The organism is Hyunsoonleella aestuarii (assembly GCF_006148925.1).
Taxonomy (GTDB): Bacteria; Bacteroidota; Bacteroidia; order Flavobacteriales; family Flavobacteriaceae; genus Algibacter_D; species Algibacter_D aestuarii.
Map to the genome: position 1 here is coordinate 935973 of NZ_VAWB01000001.1, position 24266 is coordinate 960238.

A 24266-nucleotide genomic window follows, 5' to 3' on the forward strand; every position below is an offset into this window, starting at 1 on the left:
ACTTTATTTTTAAAACACATCTTTACTATAAAAATGTGCTTGTAATTTACTAAAATTACATTTAAGTATTTAGTTTTTCCCTTCTAATTGTTAATAATTATTCTTTTTTTTGTTCGAATAATAATAACATTATTGTCTGTAAAATGAAACGTATTGTAATCTTTGCGTCCGGAAGTGGTACTAATGCTGAAAATTTAATTAAGTTTTTTCACAACAGAGATAATGTGTCTGTTATTCAAGTACTTTCTAACAATCCTCATGCCAAAGTTTTAGATCGTGCTAAAAAACTAAATGTTAGTGCTTTGTCCTTCAACAGAATAGCTTTTTCAAAAACCGATGATGTTTTGAATATTTTAAAAGCTACTAGTCCAGATTTAATTGTCTTAGCCGGTTTTCTATGGAAATTTCCAGAACATATTTTGAACAAGTTCCCAGATAAAGTAATCAATGTACATCCTGCCTTATTGCCAAAATATGGCGGTAAAGGTATGTATGGCATGCATGTTCATGAAGCTGTTGTAGCTAATAATGAGACTGAAACTGGAATTACCATACATTATGTAAATGAAAATTATGATGAAGGTGCTATGATTTTTCAAGCAAAATGTGATGTTTTAAAAACTGATAATGCTGATGATGTAGCTGCTAAAATTCATGAATTGGAAATGGAGTATTTTCCGAAAGTTGTTGAGACACTTTTGAATGAGTAAAAAGAAAAAGAAATATTATACCGTTTGGAAAGGGCATCACACCGGGGTTTTTGAATCATGGGACGATTGCAAAGCACAAATTAAAGATTTTCAAGGGGCACAATACAAATCGTTTTCAACTTTCGAGGCTGCAAAAAAAGCGCTAAAAGGCAATTACAAAGATTATATAGGCAAGGCTTCTAAATTTAAAAGTGAACTTTCTGAAGAGCAGCTAAAAAAAATCGGACAGCCTAATTACAATTCCATCTGCGTGGATGCTGCTTCTAGCGGCAATCCAGGAAAAATGGAATACCGCGGTGTAGATACGAAAAGTAAAAAACAATTATTCATTCAAGGTCCTTTTGAAGAGGGCACAAATAATATTGGTGAATTTCTAGCCATTGTGCATGGCTTAGCATTACTCAAAAAAAATAATAGTGATAGAATTCTTTACACAGATTCTAAAACGGCAATGATTTGGGTGAAAAAGAAAAAATGTAACACCAAATTAAAACAAAGTAACAAGAATAAACCACTTTTTGAATTAGTAGATAGAGCTATAGATTGGTTACAAAACAACACATACAAAACGGTGATTGTTAAATGGGAAACCAAAGCTTGGGGCGAAATACCAGCAGATTTTGGAAGAAAATAGATTAAGGGTTATCTACCCGCCATTTTACCCAAATAACTCCAGCTGGATTAGCCACATCACTTCCATTTCTTATTTCTAAAGTAATAAAGTCTCCTGCATCGAAATCTATATTATATTCAGTTTGAGTAAAAGATCCACTTGATAAATTTACTCTTCCATCTAAAGTAGCATCTGTATCATTTCCAACATCAGTTCCATTAATCTTAATATCAAAATCTTTAGTAGAAGAGCCATCAGAAGATTTAATAGTCATATAAACTATGGTACCGTCAAAAGGCATTAGTGGTCCGCTAGAATTATTTCTCAAATCGCCTCCAAATCTTAACCTTTGATTATTTACATTACCATTCCTACCATATTGTAAAGCTGTAGTTTCGATACTCAACCACTTATCTCTAGTTAAATCGTACATGTAAAGTTTGTCACCAATAACTGCCAATTGACCATCAGCATCTCCATCGGGAGCAGATTGAGGGTTTAATTGAAGAGCAGGAATTCCTGTATTGGTAGTCTCTATTTCTAATTCAGCTGAAGGGTCTGTTGTTCCAATGCCGACTTGCGACCACATTGCAGTGACATTAAGACATAATAAAAATGCAAAAAAAAGGTTTAATTTCATTGAGAGAGGCTTTAAATGAACAATTTACACCACGAAAATATAAAATTTTTATTACATAATAAATTACAGCATCTACTGTTCTTTTTATACGCTCTTTTTAATTTAATCATGTTATATTTGCAGGAAATTAGAATTCCTTTCCATGGGTAAATTAGTAATTGTTGGTACAGTAGCTTTTGATGCTATTGAAACTCCTTTTGGTAAAACCGACAAAATTCTTGGTGGCGCTGCCACTTTTATTGGTTTAGCGGCCTCTCATTTCAATATTGATTCTGCAGCAGTTTCTGTAGTTGGTGGTGATTTCCCACAGGAATATTTAGACCTATTGGCAAATAGAAATATTGATATATCTGGTGTTGAAATTATAAAAGAAGGAAAGACTTTTTTCTGGAGTGGGCGTTATCATAATGACATGAACTCAAGAGATACTTTGGTTACAGAGTTAAATACGTTGGCCGATTTTAAGCCCGTTGTTCCAGTAAATTACAAAGATGCAGATGTTGTAATGCTCGGAAATTTGCACCCTTTAGTCCAAGCGAGTGTTTTAGATCAAATGGAGGTTAAACCAAAAATGGTAATCTTAGATACCATGAATTTCTGGATGGATTGCGCACTTGAAGATTTGATGAATGTTATAAAACGAATCGACGTTATTACTATTAATGATGAGGAAGCAAGACAATTAACAGGTGAATATTCTCTGGTTGTTGCCGCAAGAAAAATTCATAAAATGGGGCCTAAATATGTAGTTATTAAAAAAGGGGAACACGGTGCCTTATTGTTTAATAACGATCATGTATTTTATGCTCCGGCATTACCCCTTGAGGAAGTTTTTGACCCTACTGGAGCTGGAGACACTTTTGCTGGAGGCTTTGCAGGATATATTGCAAAAACTAGTGACATCTCTTTTGAAAATATGAAGAATGCTGTAATATATGGATCAACGTTAGCATCATTTTGTGTTGAAAAATTTGGCACAGAACGTATGCAGAATTTATCGGACGAAGAAGTACATAAACGGTTAGCGCAATTTAAGCAACTAACACAATTTGAAATAGAACTAACATAAACCGACGCGCTCAAAATTGAGCGCGTTTTTAATTTGTAATTGAACTCCAAAATGAGCGATGCTTTAAAACATGAATGTGGAATTGCCATGATTAGGCTTTTAAAACCACTCGAATTCTATAAAGAAAAATATGGAAGTGCTTTTTATGGCGTAAATAAAATGTATTTAATGATGGAAAAGCAGCACAATCGTGGACAAGATGGTGCAGGTTTCGCTAGTATTAAGTTAAATACTAACCCAGGCGAACGATATATTAGCAGGGTAAGGTCAGTTGCACAACAACCCATTCAAGATATTTTCGGTCAAATAAACGAGCGAGTTAACAAAGCTTTTGAAACGAATCCAGAATACAAAGAAGATGTTGCAGCACAAAAAAGAAACCTTCCATATATAGGTGAAGTTTTATTAGGGCACGTAAGATATGGCACTTTTGGTAAAAATAGTGTTGAAAGTGTACATCCATTTTTAAGACAGAACAACTGGATGCATAGAAACCTCATTATGGCGGGTAACTTCAACATGACTAATGTAAAGGAATTGTTCAGTAATCTCATTGAACTTGGACAGCACCCAAAAGAGTATACCGATACTATTACCATAATGGAAAAAATTGGTCATTTTTTAGATGACGCGGTTAGTAAAATATATAAAGACTTAAAAAAAGAAGGTTACAATAAAAGACAAGCATCTCCTTTAATTGCAGAACGATTAAAAGTGTCTAAAATATTAAAAAGAGCTGCCAAAAACTGGGATGGAGGCTACGCTATGGCAGGACTTATTGGACATGGTGACTCTTTTGTTTTAAGGGATCCAGCTGGCATTAGACCTACATTTTATTATAAGGATGATGAAGTTGTGGTAGTTGCTTCAGAGCGACCTGTAATTCAAACGGTATTCAACGTTAAGTTTGAAGATGTAAAAGAACTAGAGCCAGGGCATGCCATTATCACAAAGAAATCAGGACAAGTAGCAATCAAAAAAATTCTAGAACCTTTAGAGCGTAAAGCGTGTTCTTTTGAACGTATATATTTTTCACGCGGAAGTGATGCCGAAATTTATATAGAGCGTAAAAAACTTGGAGAATTATTAATGCCGAAAGTTTTAGAGGCTATTGATAATGACACTAAAAATACTGTATTCTCATACATTCCTAACACAGCTGAAACTTCATTTTTTGGAATGATTGAACGTGCAGAAGCGCTTCTTAACAAAAAGAAAACAGCACAAATATTAAATGGGCAACGCTCCTTATCCGCTAAAAAGGTTACCGAGATATTATCTGAAAGAACGCGTGTTGAGAAAATTGCTATTAAAGATGTAAAGTTAAGAACCTTTATAACAGAAGATAGTAGTAGAGACGATTTAGTGGCCCATGTTTACGATGTTACTTACGGTGTCATTAAACCTCAAGATAATTTAGTCATTATAGATGATAGTATTGTAAGAGGAACAACATTAAAGAAAAGTATCCTTAAAATGTTGGATAGATTGAATCCTAAAAAAATAGTTGTAGTGTCATCTGCGCCGCAAATTCGTTATCCCGATTGCTATGGTATAGACATGGCTAATCTCGAAAGTTTAGTAGCATTTAGAGCCGCGCTTTCACTTTTAAAAGACAACAACAGCTATCAAATTATTGAGGACGTTTATAACAAATGTAAAGCTCAAGAAGATTTAAATGATGAGGACGTGCAAAACTTTGTTAAAGAAGTTTATGCTCCATTTACTAATGAGCAACTTTCAGATAAAATATCAGAATTATTAAGCGATGAATCCATAAACGCTGAGGTTAAAATTATTTTTCAAACAGTTGAAAACCTGCATCAAGCTTGCCCAAATAATAATGGAGATTGGTACTTCACAGGTAATTATCCAACGGTAGGTGGTAATAGAGTTGTTAATAGAGCATTTATTAATTTTTATGAAGGTAATAACGAACGGGCCTATTAATTACGAAATAATCAATTTCTGTCACTTAATCTATAAAAACCACATTTAATCTAAAAAAAACGCCGTTCGTCTAAAAAATAGTCAAAATATACCAAATACATCTACATTGGTACCACCATAACATAAGTAGGTTAAGTTCATGGTAGATTTGGGGCAAAAAAAGGTGAACTTCTGTTCGCCTTTTTTTATAGAATAAATTCTTGTTTGTAAGCCTATTCTCAATTATAAATTTTAAAACTACGCTTTCTTTTAAGCCGATATTTAAGTCGTTTAACTAAAATATTTTACTGAATCCAACTAGTCATTTATATTCGAATCACCATAACATAAGTAGGTTAAGTTCATGGTAGATTTGGGGCTAAAAAGGTGAACTTCTGTTCGCCTTTTTTTTATTTCATACTATCCAATCGCTTCTATAAAAAGTCTAACAAATATTTTATTAAAACCCGTTTAAGCCAATATATTAGTAGTTTACCTAAAATATTTTTTTAAAGCTTACTCCGTACTTAAATTTGTTGCCACCATAACATAAGTAGGTTAAGTTTATGGTAGATTTGGGGCAAAAAGGTGAACATTCGTTCACCTTTTTCATTTTTAAATACACCTGTTTTTAAAATAAAAACAAAAAAATCGCCCAGATAAAATCTAAGCGATTGATTTTTTCAAACTTTAAAATCTTAGTTATTTTGCTTCAGCATAACGTCTTTCAACTTCATTCCAATTGATTACGTTAAAGAACGCTTTAATGTAATCTGGACGACGGTTTTGGTAATTTAAATAGTAGGCGTGCTCCCAAACATCCAACCCTAAAATTGGTGTTCCTCCGCAACTAACTCCAGGCATTAGCGGATTGTCCTGATTAGGGGTAGAGCAGATTTCTATCTTTCCTCCTTTATGAGCACATAACCAAGCCCATCCTGATCCAAAACGAGTTGCAGCAGCCTTACTAAAAGCGGCAATAAATTCATCTTTCGAGCCATAAGCAGCTTCGATAGCGTTTTTAAGCTCTCCTGATAAATATCCTCTATCTTCTGGATTCATAACTGTCCAAAATAAAGAATGGTTATAAAATCCACCACCGTTATTTCTTACTGCACCATTAGACATATCTAGATTTGCAAGAATATCTTCTATTGATTTTCCATCTAAATCGGTCCCTACAATAGCATTATTTAAGTTATTAGTATACCCTTGATGATGTTTAGAATGGTGTATTTCCATTGTTCTTGCGTCCATATGTGGTTCTAAGGCATCGTAAGCATATCCTAATTTTGGTAATTCAAAAGCCATAATTATTTGTTTTAAATATTAGTATTTATTTTCATTCAAATTTACGCATAAAAGAGGGCAATTAAAAATAATTAATTACTATGAAATCATTGATAGTTCTTATCTTGTCTTAAATTCTAATACATGCCAAAAAATCTGCCTTTTACAATTTATAACGCCTCCGCAGGAAGTGGAAAAACATATACACTTGTAAAAGAATATTTGAAGATTTTATTCAAATCAAACAACACAGATCTTTTTAAACGCATACTTGCCATAACTTTTACAAATAAGGCTGTTGCCGAAATGAAAGAACGAGTTATTAGCACACTAAAAACATTTTCTAGTGATACCATTTTATTAGAGTCGAATAGCATGTTTGAAACTATTTGTGAAGAGCTTAAAATGCATCCGAAAGATCTTAAAAAGAAATCTAAAACATTACTACAAACCATAATTCACAACTATGCCGCTTTTGACATAAGTACTATTGATGGCTTTACTCATAAATTAATAAGAACTTTTGCGTACGACTTAAAATTACCTGTAAATTTTGAAGTTGAATTAGATGAACATACGCTACTAAATGAAGCTGTTGATAGCTTAATTGCAAAAGCAGGAACAAGCAAACAACTAACAGATACGCTTGTTGAATTTGCTATTGAAAAAGTCGATGACGATAAAAGCTGGGATGTATCTTTTGATTTTAACAAGATTGCCAAACTTTTAATAAATGAAAATGACAAGCCTTTTCTATCATCTTTGAAAGATAAAACATTAGATGATTTCAAGACATTAAAAAAAATAGTAGCCAAAGAAGTTTTTAATTTAAAAGCCACTATAATCCAAAAGTCTAAAGATACACTGGCGTTAATTGAAGAGGCCGGTATAGAACATTCCGATTTTTCCAGAGGAACACTCCCAAATCATTTTATAAAAGCATCGAAATTAGAACTCGACAGGCTTTACGACAATAAACTTGAGGAATATATAACTGAAAGAAAAAACATTTATAACAAGTCTCTAAATCCAACAATTTCCAATACTATTGAATTGATTCTGCCTGAAATTGAAACTCAATTCAAAGCAATAAAAACACTTGTTTTTCAGCTAAAATTCTTAAAAGTCTTTTACAAAAACATAACCCCTCTCTCCGTTTTAAACGCTATTAATAATGAATTGATAGCGCTTAAGCAATCTCAGAATAAAATGCTTATTTCGGAATTTAATACCATAATTAGCCACGAAATTAAAAACCAACCTACGCCTTTTATATACGAGCGGATCGGCGAAAAATTTAAACATTATTTTATAGATGAGTTCCAAGATACCTCAACTATGCAATGGGAAAATTTAATTCCGTTATTGGATAATTCTGTTTCGAGTGTCAACGGCAGCACAATGTTGGTAGGAGACGCTAAACAAGCTATTTATAGATGGCGAGGAGGAAAAGCGGAGCAGTTTATAGACTTATTTAATAAAAAAACTTTTCCTTTTCAGGTAAAGCAGGGTATAAAAAATCTTGAAGAAAATTATAGGAGCTTTAAAGAGATTGTCTCATTTAATAATGGTTTTTTCAGTTTTTTAGCGCATGCCGTTTTTAATGATTCAGATTACAAATCACTTTATGAAAGTTCACCTCAAAACATTACACGAACTGAGCAAGGGTATGTGGAATTATCTTTTTTAGATATCCAAAAACAAGATAATAGAGATGAGCTATTTCCAGAACAAGTTTTAAAAACTATTAAGAACTGTTTAGAACAGGGTTTTGGTCTCGAAGATATCTGTGTAATTGTTAGAAAAAAGAAAGAAGGAGTCGCTATTGCCGAATACCTTAGCGAAAAAGGAGTTCCTATTATCTCGTCCGAGACGCTGCTTCTAAATAATTCTCCTGAGGTCGTTTTCATTAATGATTTACTTACTCTGTTAACTCATCCGAAAAAGAATGAAATAAAAATTAAGGTATTAACCTATTTAGCGTCCTTATTCAATATTGAAGATAAACACTCTTTTTTCGTCAAACACATTGGCCTTTCAAATGAAAGACTATTTAAAAGATTTGAAGCTTTTAATGTGTTTGTAACTAATACTAAATTATTACAACTACCGCTTTATGATTTAGCCGAAACCATTGTACGAAGTTTCAATTTAGTAAAAGATTCGAATGCATACATTCAGTTTTACTTAGATATTATTCTAGATTTCTCTCAAAAAAAAGGATCAGATATCACAGGATTTCTAAACTACTTTGACAAGAAAAAAGAGAATTTAAGCATTGTTTCTCCCCAAGGACAAAACGCTGTCCAAATTATGACAATTCATAAATCGAAAGGTTTGGAATTCCAAGTAGTTATATTTCCGTATGCCGATTTAGACATTTACCGCGAACAGGACCCAAAAGAATGGTTTAAGCTGGATAAAGAAAAATACAACGGCTTTTCCTACACACTATTAAATTATAATAAGGACTTTCAATATTTTGGAGACGAAGGCTTGGGTCTATATAAAAGACATCAATCTGAATTAGAACTGGATAATATTAATCTTCTTTATGTTGCCATGACTCGGGCGGTTGAACACTTGTATGTCATTTCCACCAAAGACATAAATTCTAAAGGTATCATCACCAAAAATAAATACTCAGGTTTATTAATTACTTACTTAAAAAACATAGAGATTTGGAATGATATTGATTCTGTTTATTCTTTTGGAATTAAGAAAAAAAACACTAATTCGATTAAGACAACAGATACAACACATTTTCAGAAGGAATTTATCTCAACATCAAAAGAAGAACACAATATTAAAATTATAACTAAATCTGCCTCTATGTGGGACACAGAGCAGGAATTAGCTGTTGAAAAAGGAAATCTCATTCATAACATAATGGCTCAAATTTATACGATTTATGACGTTGACAATGCCATTAATACTTTCGCAAAAGCTTCGGTTATGAAAAAAGAGCAATTACATCCATTAAAACAAACCGTTTTGAATATTGTTAAGCATCCAGACTTAATAGCATTTTATCAACCCAATAATATTGTTTACAATGAAAGAGATATTATAGATAAAAGTGGCAAAGTTTTAAGGCCAGATCGTATAAATATCAATAATGAAAACGAAGCTATAATAATAGATTACAAAACAGGTAATGAAGAAATTAAGCATATACGGCAGTTATGGCTTTATCAAGATGTAATGGAAAGCATGGAAATAAAAGTCAAAAAAAGGATTCTTGTCTATGTAAATGAAGAAATTATGGTCAAAGAAGTTTAAAATACATTATCTAAAATCATTCTGAACTATTGATATACAAAAGGAATCTTCAATATTTTTATATATTTGTCTTTGTTAATAAAATTTAACAACTTACTTTTGTTCACAATTAACACTTAAAAATTAAACTTTTGAATATGAAAAATCTTAGCAGATTATTGTTCGCTATGTTGCTTGTACTTGGTTATAGCAACGTAAATGCACAAGACGAAAACAATCCATGGCAAATTACTATTGGAGTGAATGCGGTTGACGCTTATCCTTCAGGAGATAATGCTCCTTTTAGTGAAACTGTCTTCAGCAAATTTTTTGATGTAGATAATTATAACATTTTACCTTCTTTATCGACTATCTCTGTTTCTAAATACGTAGGTGACGGATTTTCATTTGGCGTTACAGGATCTTTGAATAAAATAGAGAATTGGGGAGAGGATGCAAATGGCGATGCTATAGGAGTGGACGACCTTTCTTATTATGGCGTAGATGGTACTATTAAGTATAGTCTTGGTGAAAGACTTAACCTTGACACATTTGAGCCTTACTTAGGTCTTGGTGGTGGATACACCTGGATTGATGAAATTGGAGCTGGTACTTTAAACGGTACTTTAGGTTTCAATCTTTGGTTTAGCGAAAATGTAGGTTTAACTATTCAAACTACATACAAGCATGCTTTTGAAGATTATTTACAAACTCATTTCCAACATACAGCTGGTCTTTCTATTAAATTCGGTGGAACTGATACAGATGGAGACGGCATCTACGACAAAGATGATGCTTGTCCGGATGTTGCTGGTTTAGAAGCATTCAACGGTTGTCCTGATTCTGATGGTGATGGTATCGAAGATAGTAAAGACGACTGTCCTAACGAAGCTGGAGCTGCTGAGTTTAACGGTTGCCCTGATTCTGATGGTGACGGTGTTGCCGATAAAGATGATAATTGCCCTTCAGTTGCTGGTTTAAAAGCTTTAGCTGGTTGTCCAGACGCTGATGGCGATGGTGTTACTGATGGTGACGACGCTTGTCCTAATACTGCAGGTCCTGCTGCTAACAAAGGATGCCCATGGCCAGATGGTGATGGTGACGGTGTTTTAGACAAAGATGACAAATGTCCAGATGTTAAAGGAACTGTTGCTAACAATGGTTGTCCTGAAGTTACCGAAGAAGTTCAAAAGACTTTAAATGAGTACGCTAAGACTATATTATTTGATACAGGTAAAGCTAGTATCAAATCTCAATCTGAGTCTGTATTAAAAGATATTATTGGAATTCTTAATGAGTACCCAACATCTAAATTTACAGTTGAAGGTCATACAGACAGCGTTGGTAGTGAAAAACTAAATCAAGGTCTTTCTGAGAAAAGAGCCCTTTCGGTAAAAGAATATTTAGTAAAAAACGGAGTTGATGAATTTAGATTATCTGCACTTGGTTACGGAGAATCTAAGCCTATCGATACAAACAAAACAAGAGCTGGTAGAGCTAATAACAGACGTGTTGAAATTAACTTAGCTAAATAATTTTAGGAGTTAAATTACGTAATAAACTTTTATTAAAAACGCTTCGGATATCCGGAGCGTTTTTTATTTTTATATAATGACAACTTTCATTTTTGATGTTTTAAAAGATTTAAAAGAGATAAATGTAGATTTAAGTAAAACAACGTTTATTCTGCCAAGTAAGAGAGCTGGAGTCTTCTTAAAATATCACCTCCCACAGTTTATCAATGCCCCTATATTCTCCCCTTCTATTTTAAGCATTGAAGAATTTATTGGGGACATGTCTGAGCTAGAGAGCATATCAAATGCAGAGCTTCTGTTTGAATTTTATACATCATACATTAAGCTATCAGAAAAAAAAGCCATTGAGTCATTCGAGTCGTTTTCTAAATGGGCTCAAATCCTACTTCAAGATTTTAACGAAATTGACAGGCATCTTATTCCTCAAGAACAAATCTTTAATTATTTGAGTGATATTCAAGACTTAAAGCATTGGTCATTAGAAGGCAACAAGACAGATTTTGTTAGAAACTACCTAGCCTTTTGGAATAAGTTATACGACTATTATAACCATTTCACAAAACACCTTTTAAATATCAACAAAGGCTATCAAGGTTTAATTTACAGAGAAGCCGTTGTAAATTTAGAATCTTATATTAAGGATAACTCTCATAAATTACATGTTTTTTTAGGGTTCAATGCCTTAAACACAGCCGAAGAATTCATTATACAAGAACTTCTTCAAAATAGTTCAGCAAAAATATATTGGGATATCGATAAGGTTTTCATAGATAATTCGAAGCACGATGCCGCCTTGTTTACGCGGCGATATAAAAACAGCTGGGGTTATTTTAAAAAGAATGCTTTTAATTGGGTAACAAATAATTATTCGGATAAAAAAAGTATCTCTATTTGTGGTATTCCCAAAAGTGTTGGGCAGGCAAAACATATTGGAAGTATCATAAATGATTTAATGAGAGAAAGGGGGAGCTTGGAAAAAACAGCAGTAGTTTTAGGAGATGAAAATTTATTAATTCCTATTTTAAACTCCCTACCATTGAGCATTGAGTCTTTAAATATAACAATGGGGTTTCCATTAAAATCGACCCCATTAACCTCGCTTTTTGACGCTCTTTTCCTTCTGCATAAAAATGGATCCCATTTATTTTATCATAAAGATATTATAAAGATAATTTCTCATCAATTTGTTAGACCATTGCTGGTGGAAGAACATCATGACTATGCTTCAAAACTCATTGAAGCCATTAACGAAAACAATTATATCTATCTAAATATAACTCAACTAAAAGAAATTACGCCTAACCGAAATGGCATTATCGATTTATTGTTTACAGATTGGTCTAATTCTATAGAAAACATTTTAAAAAAATGTTCTCAATTAATTTTAACCATAAAAGAAAATTTAGATAGAGACAAAAGATCAAATTTATTATCTCTAGAATACTTGTATCGCTTTAATTCGATGTTTAATGAGCTTTCAAGACTAAATTCCGAGTACAACCATATAGGAGATATTTCATCATTATATAGTCTTTACAAAGAACTATTAAGTGTTGAAACCTTAGACTTTCAAGGAGAGCCTTTAGAAGGTTTACAGATCATGGGAATGTTAGAATCTCGAGTTATAGATTTTGAGACAGTCATCATATCATCAGTTAACGAAGGGGTTTTGCCCTCTGGAAAAAGCAATAATTCATTTATACCATTTGATGTAAAACTCGAAAACAATTTACCAACTTATAAAGAAAAAGATGCTGTTTACACCTATCACTTTTACAGACTATTACAACGCGCTAAAAATATTTATATCTTATACAATACTGAAGCTGATGTTTTGACAGGTGGAGAAAAGAGTAGGTTTATTACCCAATTAGAAATAGAAAATATTCATCAAATAAAGCAACAAATAGTTACACCAAAAACACCTTCTACAAGTTCTCAGTTAACCACTGTTATAAAGACTGAAGCTCTAGAAAAGCTAATAATTGATATTGTAAAATCGGGGTTGTCTCCATCATCTCTTACTAATTATATTAGAAATCCTATTGATTTTTACTATCAAAAAGTTCTCAAGATTAAAGAATACGATGATGTTGAAGAGACTATTGCCGCTAATACTCTAGGCACAGTTGTTCATAACACCTTGGAGGATTTTTACAAACCCTTAGAAGGAGAATTTTTAATGATTGAGAGTCTTAAAAAATTAAAAAGCCAAATAGATAAAAAAGTGGCTTTTCACTTTAAAAAAGAATATAAAAAAGGAGATATTACAAAAGGTAAAAATCTAATTGTTTTTGAAATTGCTAAACGTTATGTTTCCAATTTCCTAGATTTTGAAATAAGAGAGTTAGACGCAGGAAATTCAATAAAAATTATAGCTATTGAGGCTAATCATAACATTTCTATTGATGTCCCTAGACTTAATTTTCCAGTTTGGTTAACTGGAAAAATAGATCGGATTGATTCTTATAACGGAGTTACTCGAATTATTGACTATAAAACTGGTAGTGTTAATCAAAATCAAGTAGAACTTGCAGATTGGGAAGTTATTTCTACCGATTACAAAAAGTATGGTAAAAGCTTCCAAGTGCTATTTTACACATACTTGCTAAAAAAGACAAATAGCATTCAACTTCCTGTTGAAGCAGGCATTGTTTCATTTAATAATTTAGGCTCAGGCTTTTTAAAATTCGGTAAAAAAGAAAGCCCTTTCAGTAGAGCCAAAAACACATTAATTACAAATGACACACTTCTTTCTTTTGAAAATGAACTAATAAAACTAATTAAGGAAATTTGCAATCCTGATATTCCATTCACAGAAAAAAAACTTTAAAATGCCCTTTTCAAAAAACCTAATTATTGAAGGAAAACATGATAGACCAATACTTACCGATGTGTTCTATGACGAAAATAGCACACGAAAGCCAATTGTTGTTTTCTGTCATGGCTATAAAGGTTTTAAAGATTGGGGCGCATGGGACTTAATGGGAAAAGCATTTTCTGAAGCTGGTTTTTTATTTATAAAATTTAATTTTTCACACAATGGTGGAACTATTAAGCAACCCATAGATTTTCCAGATTTAGAAGCTTTCGGAAATAACAACTATACCAAAGAACTAGACGATTTAGAAACCATAATTGATTGGGTTTATGATAATACAATTTTTAAAACCGAAGGAGATTTGTCTAATATATCCTTAATTGGTCATAGCAGAGGCGGAGGCATCGTTACCATAAAAGCTGAAGAAGATAATCGTATTAAAAAAGTTATAAGTCTTGCTGGGGTTTCAAGTTATGGCCAACGAACCTCAACAACAGGAGACTTAGATCAATGGAAAAAAGATGGTGTTAAGTATGTTTTAAATGGCCGTACCAAACAACAGATGCCACACTTTTATCAATTCTATGAAGATTTTATCGCAAATGAAAAACGGCTAACAATAAAACGCGCAGTAACTAATTTAAAAATACCATATCTCATTATTCATGGCGAAGGCGATACAAGTGTTTTAATTAAAGAAGCTTGTAACCTTCATAAATGGAATCCAAAAAGCCAGCTAGAAATTATTGATGGTGCAGATCATGTTTTTGGTGCCAAACATCCTTGGGTAGAAAATTATATTCCGCATCAGTTAAATGAAGCCATTCAAATAATGGTTAATTTTATTTCAGCTTCAGAATAAAGGATTCCAACGGTTTTAATTTAATGTCTACCATCCCTATTTCATTTTGAACTTTTAATACTGATTTAAATTGCTTGTATAATTGATCTTCAAAGGTATACTCTCCCGTAATTAATTCCCATTTCTGAATAAGGCTACTTGGAATTTTTAAATCAAATTCAAAAGCATTTGTATCATCAAAATTTGAAACAATTATGAGTTTTTCATCTACGCTCCAACGCACAAAAGACAACACTTTATCATAGTAGCCTTCCGTATTTTCTCTATTATATAGATGAATGTCTTGATACTCGCCAACTAATGCACTGCTGCTAATAGTGAAATTTAAAAGCCTTTTATAAAAATCTCTCAAATTCCTTTCTTCATTGGTTAATTGACCGCCATCAAATTGTGCATTATTAATCCATCTCTGATGGGCTGGAACTCCTATGTAATCGAAAATAGAGGTCCTAGTTGGTAAACCAAAACCCGCATTTTCAGATCCATCTTCACCAACTTCTTGTCCAAAATAAATCATAGTAGGAGCTGTTGATGAAGTTGCTGAAACAACCATGGCTGGCATACCTTTATCTGCATTTCCAGCAAACTCAGAACTTGATATACGTTGCTCATCATGGTTTTCTAAAAAATGAAGCATGTGATGCTCTATATCTTTTAAATATTCAAGAATCGGTGGTATATTATCCGTTTTACCATGTCCCTGCATAATATGTTTTATGGTATCATATAACTGTACTTTGTCATAGAGATAATCCATCTTCCCTTTTTTAATATAATCTCTATAAAGAGATGGATTATAAACTTCTGCTAATAAAAAGGCTTCTGGGTTTTTCATCTTAATTGATGAGTTCATATAACTCCAAAATTCGACTGGAACCATTTCTGCCATATCATATCGGAAACCATCTACACCTTTATCTAGCCAATACAGAGCAATATCTCTAAATTTAATCCAAGAATCAGGAATATCCTTGTCTTTCCAAAACTCAAAATGGCTTTTAAAATCTTCATTTTCATACCCTTCTGGGAGCACCTCAAAATGTTTATTCCCTTCTGGCGAAACCCCATAATTAACCTTTACCGTTTCATACCAATCGTTCATGTCTGGTTGAGCTAATCTTGAGCCATTTCCAGTCCATTTCGCTGGTTCCTCCTTAAATTTATTATCCTTAAGAAAATATTCTTCATTTCCTAAAGGAGAATACCCGTTTCTCCACTCCGGAACTTTAAATATCTCATTTTGGATGTAGTAAAAATTATTGTCTTTATCGTAACTTATCTTAGTATTATCATCTTCACCAAAGTCTTTAACCCCCTTTGGTTTGGATATACTTTTATAATCTCTAGCTACATGATTTGGTACGATATCAATAATTACTTTCATGCCTGCTTGGTGGGTACGTAAAATTAGAGCCTCAAACTCTTGTAATCTTTTGCTAACATTAACTGCCAAGTCTGGATTTACGTTGTAATAATCCTTTACAGCATATGGAGAACCCGCACGTCCTTTTACAACATCTGGGTCGTCATTCGAGATGCCATATTCTGTATAATCATTAATTACAGCATGATGCGGTACTCCGGTATACCAAATATGACTTATACCTAAATCTTTGATTTCTTTCAGAGCTTTCTCGGTAAAATCGTTAAATTTCCCAACTCCATTCTCTTCAATTGTTCCCCAAGGTTTATTAGTTGTATTTGTATTTCCAAATAAACGAGTGAATACTTGATAAACCACATATTTTTTCTGAGTAATCTTTATCATATTTGAATTTAATTCAGGGGTTTTCTTTTCTTTCGAACAACTTGAACCGCTTATAATTAGCACTATTAAAAGGAGATTTTTCATCATTCTGTTAAAACTTGTAGCATTCTTATCTACACCGTAACTACACTATTGGGTTCTATCTTTATATTTTTATTATTCACCATTACATCTAAAGAATCTTTTCCATCTAATATAAATGTAATTTTATCATGACTTACATTTATTTTAATTATATGGCTTCTAAAATTCACTTTAAACGAGTACTCTTTCCATTGATTTGGGATTTTTGGTGCAAAAGATAACTTATTATCTTTAACTCGCAAACCGCCAAATCCTTCAACAATACTCATCCAAGTTCCAGCCATAGAGGTGATATGCAAACCTTCATGCACTTCATGATTGTAATCGTCTAAATCTAATCTTGAGGTTCTTAAATAAAAAGTGTAAGCCTGTTCCATTCTATCCAACTTTGCCGCTTGTATACTATGAACACAAGGGGACAATGAACTTTCGTGAACTGTAAATGGTTCGTAAAAATCAAAGTGTTTTTCTAACTCTTCGTTTGAGAAATGATCTTCAAAAAAGTAAAACCCTTGCAACACATCTGCTTGCTTAATATAGGGAGATCGCAATATTCTATCCCAACTCCATTTCTGGTTTATTGGCCTATGTGTTTTTGACAAATCTGCAACCGAAATCAACTCCTTATCTAAAAAGCCATCTTGTTGTAAATAAACTTGATACTTCTCTGAAAAAGGAAAATACATGTTATCTGAAACCGTTTTCCAAAGTGATAATTCTTTATCTGTAAGATTTACTTTTTTAGTAATTCTTGAATAGTCAGACGAAAATTCCGCTTTAACTTTTTCAATTTGTTCTATAGTATAATTAATACACCACTTCGCTAAATAATTAGTGTACCAATTATTATTTACATTGTTTTCATACTCATTTGGCCCTGTTACACCAAGAATAACATACTTATTTTTATCATTCGAATAAGTTGCTCGCTGCTCCCAAAATCGAGCGATTCCAATCAAAACTTCCAATCCCTTTTCAGGAATATAACTATAATCTCCTGTAAATCGATAGTAGTTATAAATAGCAAAAGCTATAGCACCATTTCTATGAATTTCTTCAAAGGTGATTTCCCATTCATTGTGACATTCTTCGCCATTCATAGTGACCATTGGATATAATGCTGCTCCTTTTTTAAAACCTAATTTCTCAGCATTTTCAATCGCTTTCTCTAAATGATAGTAGCGATACTCTAACAAAGTTCTGGCTACTTTTTGATCTTTAGTTGCCATATAAAATGGGATACAATACGCTTCCGTATCCCAATAGGTGCTCCCTCCATATTTCTCCCCAGTAAAACCTTTTGGCCCGATATTTAATCTTGAATCTTTACCTAAATAGGTTTGATTTAATTGAAAAATATTAAAACGAATCCCTTGCTGTGCCTTTTCATCACCATCAATAGTAATGTCTGCCATTTCCCAAATGTTTGCCCAAGCTGTCTTTTGATTCTTTAACATTTGTGAAAATCCTATTCCACTGGCCGTTTTTAAGATGCGCTTTGCAGCTTCTATTAACTCTGATTTGTCATGATTTCTATCAACAGTATAGCCTCCAAATTTTTGAATACTATAAGTGTCGCCTTTTTTTACAGGATACGAATAATTGAACGACACACGATTTGAGTCTGCCTTAACATTGTGTTCAACTAAAATGGGTTTATTAGAAATAAAAACTTTGGATTCCATAAACGTACAGGTATGGAAATTCGTTTTCATTGTTCTGGCTTCAATAAAAGCTTGATTGTTAGTATGGCTCACATTAGTAGTGTCCCAAAACTTATCATCCCAATTAGTGTCCTCATTTGTTATTCCAGAATCCAAATAGGGTTGAAACGTAATTTCCGCATCATAATTCAAGGGCGTAACTTCATAATTAATAGCACCAACTTCATCCAATTCTAAACTTAAAAAACGCTTTACGTAAACCTCAACTTGAACGTCATTCTCTAATGTCGCCCTAAAACTTCTAGACAACCAACCCTCTTTCATGTTTAACTCTCTTTGGAAATTATAAAGTGATTTACAGGAATTTAAATCTAATTGCTCTCCATTGATAAAAACATTAATTCCAATCCAATTTGGCGCATTAAGTACTTTAGCAAAATACTCTGGATAACCATTTTTCCACCAACCAACGCGAGTTTTATCGGGGTAATACACTCCTGCAATATAACTTCCTTGAAATGTATCGCCTGAATAGTGCTCCTCAAAATTAGCACGCTGCCCCATGGCGCCGTTACCAATGCTAAACAAACTTTCAGAAGATTTCACACGGCTTGGGTCAAATCCCTCTTCTATGATAGACCAGCTGTCTGGTTTAATATAATCTTGGTTCATTATTCTTATATTTTTCCCAAAACCATTTCAGAGAAAAAATTCTCTGGGATTTCGGTTAAATTATTAAAATTAAAATCGGCTTCTTTTAGTGTTATCTTATCTCCAATACCAATAGAAAGCATTGCTGCTCTATTTGCGGCTTCAACTCCGGCAATAGCATCTTCAAAAACCACACACTGTTCTGGCTTAAGATTTAATTTTTGAGCTCCAATCAAAAATACCTCTGGATCTGGTTTTGCCGTTGAAACACTGTTTCCATCAACTATACCTGAAAACCTGCTTAATAAATTGACCTGTTTTAAAATTAATGGTGCATTTTTACTGGCAGATCCTAATACATACTTTATCCCTAATTCATCGAGTTTATCAAGTAATTCAATGGCTCCTGGAAGAATTTCTTCTGGCCCCATTTTATGTATATACTCTAAATAGTGTTCATTTTTGCTAATTAGATATTCTTGCTTTTGTGCTTCAGTAAGTTCCACCTTTCCAATACCTAATAATATTTCTAAAGACCTAACGCGACTAACACCCTTTAATAATTCATTTTGGGCTTCGCAGAACTCAAAACCTAATTGACCTGCAAGGTCTTTCCAAGCTAGAAAATGATATTTGGCAGTATCTACTATAACTCCGTCTAAATCGAATATAACACCTATTTTGTTCATTAATTTGTTAATCTATTTTGAAAAATTCCTTCTGAAGTTTTGAAAACTATCAAACCAAAGAAAAAGAGACGATAATTTTGCTAATTTTTGTAAAAAACTGAGAAAAAAGGACCCGAAAACGTTTTCGTTATTAGCAAGTTTTGTATTAATAATAGTGATGAAAAATATGATTTTAATGATAACGTTTTTATGAAGTCTCTTTTCTTATAAAACTAACTAATTTTATTTAACTTACATGAATCACATTACAGCTACTAAAAACATATGAGAAACATCCATTTACTATATATTTTTTTAATTGCACTTGTCTTTACTAATTGTAAAGAGGTGTCTCCAAAACAACCCACGGTGAATTCTTCTTCAACAAAAGCGTATTGGGTTGACAAAACTGATACATATCTCCCTGAGACTGCAGAATGGACCAATAGAGTAGAAGTTGCCGATATAAACGGTGATGGCAGAATAGACATACTGTGTGCCAATGGTGGAAATTACTCAGAACCAGGAGCACCTGAATCAATTCGAGTATTTATTAACAAAGGAATCGATACCAAATTTGAGGAAATTACTGAGAATATCTTTGCACAAAATAAGTTCTTATCTCGTGTGATTAAAGTTAGAGATATTAATAATGATAGCATCCCAGATATAATTTTAGGCACTACTTACCAAACCCAAAGTCAGCTTTACCTTGGTACTGGCAATGGAAATTTCAAGAACGTCACAGCAACTCATTTTCCAAAAATAAAAGCTAGTATTGGAGATATGGAGTTGGGAGATGTGGACTTCGATGGGAATTTGGATATTGTACTATCTGATTGGGGCGAAGGAACTAACATGAATAATTCTGGAGGAAGAACAATGCTATGGATAAATGATGGAACTGGTAAATTCACTGATGTTACTGAAACTCACATGCCCGAAATTCTTATCCAATTTTCATGGGATTTAGAATTTATTGATTTTGATAATGATTTTGATTTGGATATAGCCATTTCATGCAAGCGATGTGCAACAAGTAGAATATTTGTAAATGATGGAAAAGGAGCCTTTAAGGATAAAAGATTACTCCCAGCTTATACAAACAATTATGATTTTGAAGTCATGGATATAAACAATGATGGTTTCCTGGATTTAATAACAGTTAATGATGGTGAAATTGTTGGAGGTAAATCGTTTTCTCGACGTGAACATATCTTTTTAAACAAAGAAGGTAAACGATTTGAAGATCTCACACATGAACTATGGTCAGATGAGGATAATATCGGTGAAGATGATAATAATATTGTTTTCTTAGATTTTGATTCGGACGGAGATCCAGATTTTCTAATTAGTTCCTTAACAGGTGAAGATCGTTTATTGCTAAACGACGGAAATGGAAAGTTTTCGCTCAAACAACCCGTACTTTTTGGTAATCCAACACCCCTTACCCTATCTATGGTGTTAGGAGACATAAATAATGACAAAAAATTAGATATCATTATGGGGCAAGGAGAAGGAAAAAAAGGTATTGAAGAGAGAATTTTTATTGGGAAAGATATTAATCCCGACTCAGCTTCTCCAATTATCTCTCACTTTCGAATCATTGAAAATCACAAGAAAAATATTAAAACAATAATGGCAAGAATACACAATAATAAAAGTCCTAATATGCCAGAAGATTGGGAATCAGTTTTAGTTTTTGTAAAAGGCTCAAATGAACCAATTCCTATGGTATGGTATGGCGAAAATTTATGGGCTACTAGCGTCGATATTAAATATGACTCTAAAGATATTAGTATTTGCGCAACAGATTATTCTGGGAATAAAACCTGTAAGCAATTAATCTAAAAATATTTATTCCTCATTTTGTTGCTCGAAAACTGACTTAGCCTTAGTGACTTTATCAAATTTGAACTCGGAGATAATATCTACGTTAGAGTAATTTTCAGATAAACTAGATTTTTCTTCTTCAGTTATTCTAGTGTTCCAAATATAAACTCTTAATAGATTGTCTAATTCGAGTATTTGTTCCAGAGCAGCTTTATCAATATCATTATTGTTCAAGTTAATGGACTCTAAGTTTGGGTGTTCTAAAAGAAAACTTGTTGTTGTTGTGCTATCTAGACTGTTTTTACTTAAATCTACTCTTGTTAAATGAGGGAATTCATTCATTTCCTTTATTAAGTGTGCTGATAATTTAGAACTTGATAGCTTTAAAAATGTAATTTGATTTGAAACTTTATTCAATACGTGAATTTGTTCTTTAGTAATTGAGTCTCCTTTAAATTCTACATCAAGTAAATAATTATTTTCTCCTAAATAGCTGATTCGAAATTTAGAATTTTGAACTTCCCGAAAAAGATCTACATCAAGACTATCACTTTTCACTTTTTCATAATAAGGCTTTACCCTAAAGTCCAATCCATAATCCCTATTTAACAACGCAATTAATTCTTTACTCATGGTTTCAGAATTGAACTTAGTTAAGCTATCCGCTCCATTTTCAATCCAATATCTTAAAACCTGAATGTCAGTATAATTAAATCCATCTTCTCTAGGCGGCATAAATTTTTCATCATCCTTAGGTAAACTTAACCGTCTTAGTAACTCGCTTTTATCAGGATCTCCAGCAACAATAGGGGTGCTATGATTAGCTTCTTTAAATAAATTACCGAAATTATCAAGATTTAATCCGCCTTGATAATCTTTTGAATTATGACAAGCAAAGCATTTATTAAGAAGAATAGGCTTAATAATGCTTGGATAAATATATAATGAATCTGTGTTGGCATCAGTAAAATCACCGATCAAATAATTACTATTCGATTTAAAAAAATTTGGCCCATACTTTGTTAAATAAGAATCACCATGAGTTAAATTTCCACCCAAATGTCCTGTAATAGAAATTAAAATAATTGCTAAAGTAGAGCCTGAAAGTTTTAATTTGGCATTGGTTTTTGCTCCTTTAATTTGATAAATAATTACAAGTAACATAACCACGAGGGCTACGAATCCCATATTTTTATGGTTGCTTAAACTATCCAAACCATAATCATTGCTAAATGATAATAACCAGCCTGTTAAAGCCGCTAACAAACCGAAGAAAAAACCAAGAGAATATGTTAATACGATTGTTTTTCTAGAACCAATCAACTTTTTAAAACCAAAACGAAGCAATACCTCGAAAAGGTAGCCTAGAATAAATATCCCGATAGGCAAATGCACTAATAAAGGATGAAAACGGCCAATAAAGATATCCCAATTCATTAACTCAAAATATCTTTAACCAAATTTCCGTGTACATCTGTTAAACGAAATCTTCGCCCTTGGTATTTATAGTTTAATTTTTCGTGATCTAAACCTAAAAGATGCAAAATTGTAGCATTAAGATCATGAACATGAACCTTGTTCTTAGTTATATGATAGCCAAAATCATCAGTAGCTCCATAGGTTAATCCTTTTTTAACACCAGCACCTGCCATTAGCATTGTATAGGCATCTGGGTGGTGGTCTCTTCCAAAATTATCCTTGGTAAGCTGTCCTTGTGAAAAGCTAGTTCTTCCAAACTCACCACCCCAAACTACCAAGGTGTCTTCAAGTAATCCGCGCTGCTTTAAATCCATAATTAGTGCCGCTGAAGCTTGATCGACTTCTTGACATCTTTTTGGTATTTGTTTTGGTAAATTACTATGGTGATCCCAGCCTCCATGATATAGTTGAATAAACCTAACCCCTTTCTCCGCTAATCGCCGTGCTAAAAGACAATTGCTTGCAAACGTGCCAGGTTTTTTACTGTCTTCGCCATATAACTCGTAAATATACTCAGGTTCGTTTTCAATATTCATAACTTCAGGAACGGATGTTTGCATTCTAAAGGCCATTTCATATTGAGCCATTTTAGATTTTATGGATGCATCATCTAAGTTATCATAATTCTGATTTTGTAACTTTTGAAGGTAGTCTAACTGTTCTCTTCTAATATCTCCTGTTACTCCTGGTGGGTTACTCAAATATAAAACAGGATCTTTTCCGCTTCTAAATTGAACCCCTTGATATTCAGCAGGTAAAAATCCGCTAGATAACAAACGTGTTGAACCACCCTCATTCCCTTTGGTCATGAGAGCAATAAAATTAGGTAAGTTTTCATTCTCCGATCCAAGTCCATAACTTACCCAAGATCCAATAGTTGGACGTCCTGGAATTTCGGAACCAGTATGAGTAAACATCTGTGCTGGCTCATGTTGTACAGATTCTGTGTACATGGAATTTATCATGCATATTTCATCTGTTATTTGAGACATATGTGGTAATAAATCACTCATCCACATACCACTATTCCCGTGTTGCTTGAAATTATACAAAGGTCGTACAACCGGTTTTGTTGCTTGCTTCGCCACGGTTCCTGTAACACGATTTCCCATCACACTATCTGGTAATTCTTGACCGTGCATTTTAGTAAGGACAGGCTTGTAATCAAATAAATCTAGCTGAGAGGGCGCTCCAATCATATTAAGAAATATCACTCTTTTTGCTTTCGGTGCAAAATGTGGCCCTTTTAAAGACCCAAATGTAGATCCAAAAGCATTAAGAGGGTTTATTAACGATGCCATGGAAATGGCACCAAGACCCAATGTTGCTTTTGACAAAAAATCCTTTCGACTTATCGGTTTATGATGATGATGGTGATGGTCTTTCATA

16 protein-coding genes are annotated in these 24266 nt (G+C 33.0%); 9 read left to right on the forward strand and 7 right to left on the reverse strand.

Features of this window, described 5'->3' with window-relative positions; genetic code table 11:
• Positions 1-143 precede the first annotated feature (143 nt).
• On the forward strand, positions 144-710 hold the full coding sequence (purN, locus tag FEF17_RS04360) for a phosphoribosylglycinamide formyltransferase (RefSeq protein WP_139001137.1): 567 nt from the start codon (positions 144-146) through the stop codon (positions 708-710).
• Positions 703-1344: a ribonuclease H1 domain-containing protein gene (locus FEF17_RS04365; RefSeq protein WP_139001138.1), complete on the forward strand. Its 642-nt coding sequence runs from the start codon at positions 703-705 to the stop codon at positions 1342-1344. The genes purN and FEF17_RS04365 overlap by 8 nt, the downstream gene beginning before the upstream one ends.
• Before the next feature lies 1 nt (position 1345).
• On the opposite strand, the gene FEF17_RS04370 is transcribed toward FEF17_RS04365, so the two are convergent.
• Complete coding sequence (locus FEF17_RS04370; RefSeq protein WP_139001139.1) at positions 1346-1963, reverse strand: hypothetical protein; 618 nt, start codon at positions 1961-1963, stop codon at positions 1346-1348.
• A 142-nt stretch (positions 1964-2105) separates the two neighbouring features.
• Between FEF17_RS04370 and FEF17_RS04375 the strand changes: the two genes are divergently transcribed.
• Together FEF17_RS04375 and FEF17_RS04380 are read left to right on the forward strand one after the other, a co-directional pair.
• Entirely contained in the window at positions 2106-3032 is a 927-nt protein-coding gene (locus tag FEF17_RS04375; RefSeq protein ID WP_139001140.1) for a PfkB family carbohydrate kinase, read from the forward strand.
• A 51-nt stretch (positions 3033-3083) separates the two neighbouring features.
• Positions 3084-4982 (forward strand): amidophosphoribosyltransferase, encoded by a 1899-nt coding sequence (locus FEF17_RS04380; protein WP_139001141.1) that lies wholly within the window; start codon positions 3084-3086, stop codon positions 4980-4982.
• A gap of 681 nt (positions 4983-5663) precedes the next feature.
• Here FEF17_RS04380 and FEF17_RS04385 read toward each other — a convergent pair.
• Positions 5664-6272: a superoxide dismutase gene (locus FEF17_RS04385; protein WP_139001142.1), complete on the reverse strand. Its 609-nt coding sequence runs from the start codon at positions 6270-6272 to the stop codon at positions 5664-5666.
• A gap of 123 nt (positions 6273-6395) precedes the next feature.
• On the opposite strand from FEF17_RS04385, the gene FEF17_RS04390 reads away from it, so the two are divergent.
• The 4 genes from FEF17_RS04390 (at position 6396) to FEF17_RS04405 (ending at position 14730) form a co-directional block, all read left to right on the forward strand.
• Entirely contained in the window at positions 6396-9533 is a 3138-nt protein-coding gene (locus FEF17_RS04390; RefSeq protein WP_139001143.1) for a UvrD-helicase domain-containing protein, read from the forward strand.
• A gap of 137 nt (positions 9534-9670) precedes the next feature.
• Entirely contained in the window at positions 9671-11047 is a 1377-nt protein-coding gene (locus FEF17_RS04395; RefSeq protein WP_139001144.1) for an OmpA family protein, read from the forward strand.
• A gap of 76 nt (positions 11048-11123) precedes the next feature.
• Positions 11124-13880, forward strand: coding sequence for a PD-(D/E)XK nuclease family protein (locus tag FEF17_RS04400; protein ID WP_139001145.1), 2757 nt, complete (start codon positions 11124-11126; stop codon positions 13878-13880).
• Position 13881: 1 nt separating this feature from the next.
• Entirely contained in the window at positions 13882-14730 is an 849-nt protein-coding gene (locus FEF17_RS04405; RefSeq protein ID WP_139001146.1) for an alpha/beta hydrolase family protein, read from the forward strand.
• Here the strand turns inward: FEF17_RS04405 and FEF17_RS04410 are convergent.
• The 3 genes from FEF17_RS04410 to pgmB form a co-directional block, all read right to left on the reverse strand.
• Complete coding sequence (locus tag FEF17_RS04410) at positions 14711-16498, reverse strand: alpha-amylase family glycosyl hydrolase (RefSeq protein WP_246046782.1); 1788 nt, start codon at positions 16496-16498, stop codon at positions 14711-14713. The genes FEF17_RS04405 and FEF17_RS04410 overlap by 20 nt on opposite strands.
• 113 nt (positions 16499-16611) lie before the next feature.
• Positions 16612-18918 carry a glycoside hydrolase family 65 protein gene (locus tag FEF17_RS04415; protein ID WP_139001147.1) on the reverse strand — a complete coding sequence of 769 codons (2307 nt, stop codon included), beginning with the start codon at positions 18916-18918 and terminating at the stop codon, positions 16612-16614.
• A 5-nt stretch (positions 18919-18923) separates the two neighbouring features.
• Positions 18924-19586 carry a beta-phosphoglucomutase gene (gene pgmB / locus FEF17_RS04420; protein ID WP_139001148.1) on the reverse strand — a complete coding sequence of 221 codons (663 nt, stop codon included), beginning with the start codon at positions 19584-19586 and terminating at the stop codon, positions 18924-18926.
• 264 nt (positions 19587-19850) lie between these two features.
• On the opposite strand from pgmB, the gene FEF17_RS04425 reads away from it, so the two are divergent.
• A complete protein-coding gene (locus tag FEF17_RS04425; RefSeq protein ID WP_139001149.1) occupies positions 19851-21416 on the forward strand; it encodes an FG-GAP repeat domain-containing protein in 1566 nt (521 codons plus the stop codon).
• 6 nt (positions 21417-21422) lie between these two features.
• Here FEF17_RS04425 and FEF17_RS04430 read toward each other — a convergent pair whose 3' ends face one another.
• Positions 21423-22835, reverse strand: coding sequence for a c-type cytochrome domain-containing protein (locus tag FEF17_RS04430; protein WP_139001150.1), 1413 nt, complete (start codon positions 22833-22835; stop codon positions 21423-21425).
• Positions 22835-24265 carry a DUF1501 domain-containing protein gene (locus FEF17_RS04435; RefSeq protein ID WP_139001151.1) on the reverse strand — a complete coding sequence of 477 codons (1431 nt, stop codon included), beginning with the start codon at positions 24263-24265 and terminating at the stop codon, positions 22835-22837. Before FEF17_RS04435 ends, FEF17_RS04430 begins: the two co-directional genes overlap by 1 nt.
• Position 24266 lies beyond the last annotated feature (1 nt).

Excerpts from the sequence above, each read along its gene's own strand:
- purN (WP_139001137.1), top strand. The coding sequence starts at position 144 with ATGAAACGTATTGTAATCTTTGCGTCCGGAAGTGGTACTAATGCTGAA.
- FEF17_RS04365 (WP_139001138.1), top strand. The coding sequence starts at position 703 with ATGAGTAAAAAGAAAAAGAAATATTATACCGTTTGGAAAGGGCATCAC.
- FEF17_RS04370 (WP_139001139.1), bottom strand. The coding sequence starts at position 1,963 with ATGAAATTAAACCTTTTTTTTGCATTTTTATTATGTCTTAATGTCACT.
- FEF17_RS04375 (WP_139001140.1), top strand. The coding sequence starts at position 2,106 with ATGGGTAAATTAGTAATTGTTGGTACAGTAGCTTTTGATGCTATTGAA.
- FEF17_RS04380 (WP_139001141.1), top strand. The coding sequence starts at position 3,084 with ATGAGCGATGCTTTAAAACATGAATGTGGAATTGCCATGATTAGGCTT.
- FEF17_RS04385 (WP_139001142.1), bottom strand. The coding sequence starts at position 6,272 with ATGGCTTTTGAATTACCAAAATTAGGATATGCTTACGATGCCTTAGAA.
- FEF17_RS04390 (WP_139001143.1), top strand. The coding sequence starts at position 6,396 with ATGCCAAAAAATCTGCCTTTTACAATTTATAACGCCTCCGCAGGAAGT.
- FEF17_RS04395 (WP_139001144.1), top strand. The coding sequence starts at position 9,671 with ATGAAAAATCTTAGCAGATTATTGTTCGCTATGTTGCTTGTACTTGGT.
- FEF17_RS04400 (WP_139001145.1), top strand. The coding sequence starts at position 11,124 with ATGACAACTTTCATTTTTGATGTTTTAAAAGATTTAAAAGAGATAAAT.
- FEF17_RS04405 (WP_139001146.1), top strand. The coding sequence starts at position 13,882 with ATGCCCTTTTCAAAAAACCTAATTATTGAAGGAAAACATGATAGACCA.
- FEF17_RS04410 (WP_246046782.1), bottom strand. The coding sequence starts at position 16,498 with ATGATAAAGATTACTCAGAAAAAATATGTGGTTTATCAAGTATTCACT.
- FEF17_RS04415 (WP_139001147.1), bottom strand. The coding sequence starts at position 18,918 with ATGAACCAAGATTATATTAAACCAGACAGCTGGTCTATCATAGAAGAG.
- pgmB (WP_139001148.1), bottom strand. The coding sequence starts at position 19,586 with ATGAACAAAATAGGTGTTATATTCGATTTAGACGGAGTTATAGTAGAT.
- FEF17_RS04425 (WP_139001149.1), top strand. The coding sequence starts at position 19,851 with ATGAGAAACATCCATTTACTATATATTTTTTTAATTGCACTTGTCTTT.
- FEF17_RS04430 (WP_139001150.1), bottom strand. The coding sequence starts at position 22,835 with ATGAATTGGGATATCTTTATTGGCCGTTTTCATCCTTTATTAGTGCAT.
- FEF17_RS04435 (WP_139001151.1), bottom strand. The coding sequence starts at position 24,265 with ATGAAAGACCATCACCATCATCATCATAAACCGATAAGTCGAAAGGAT.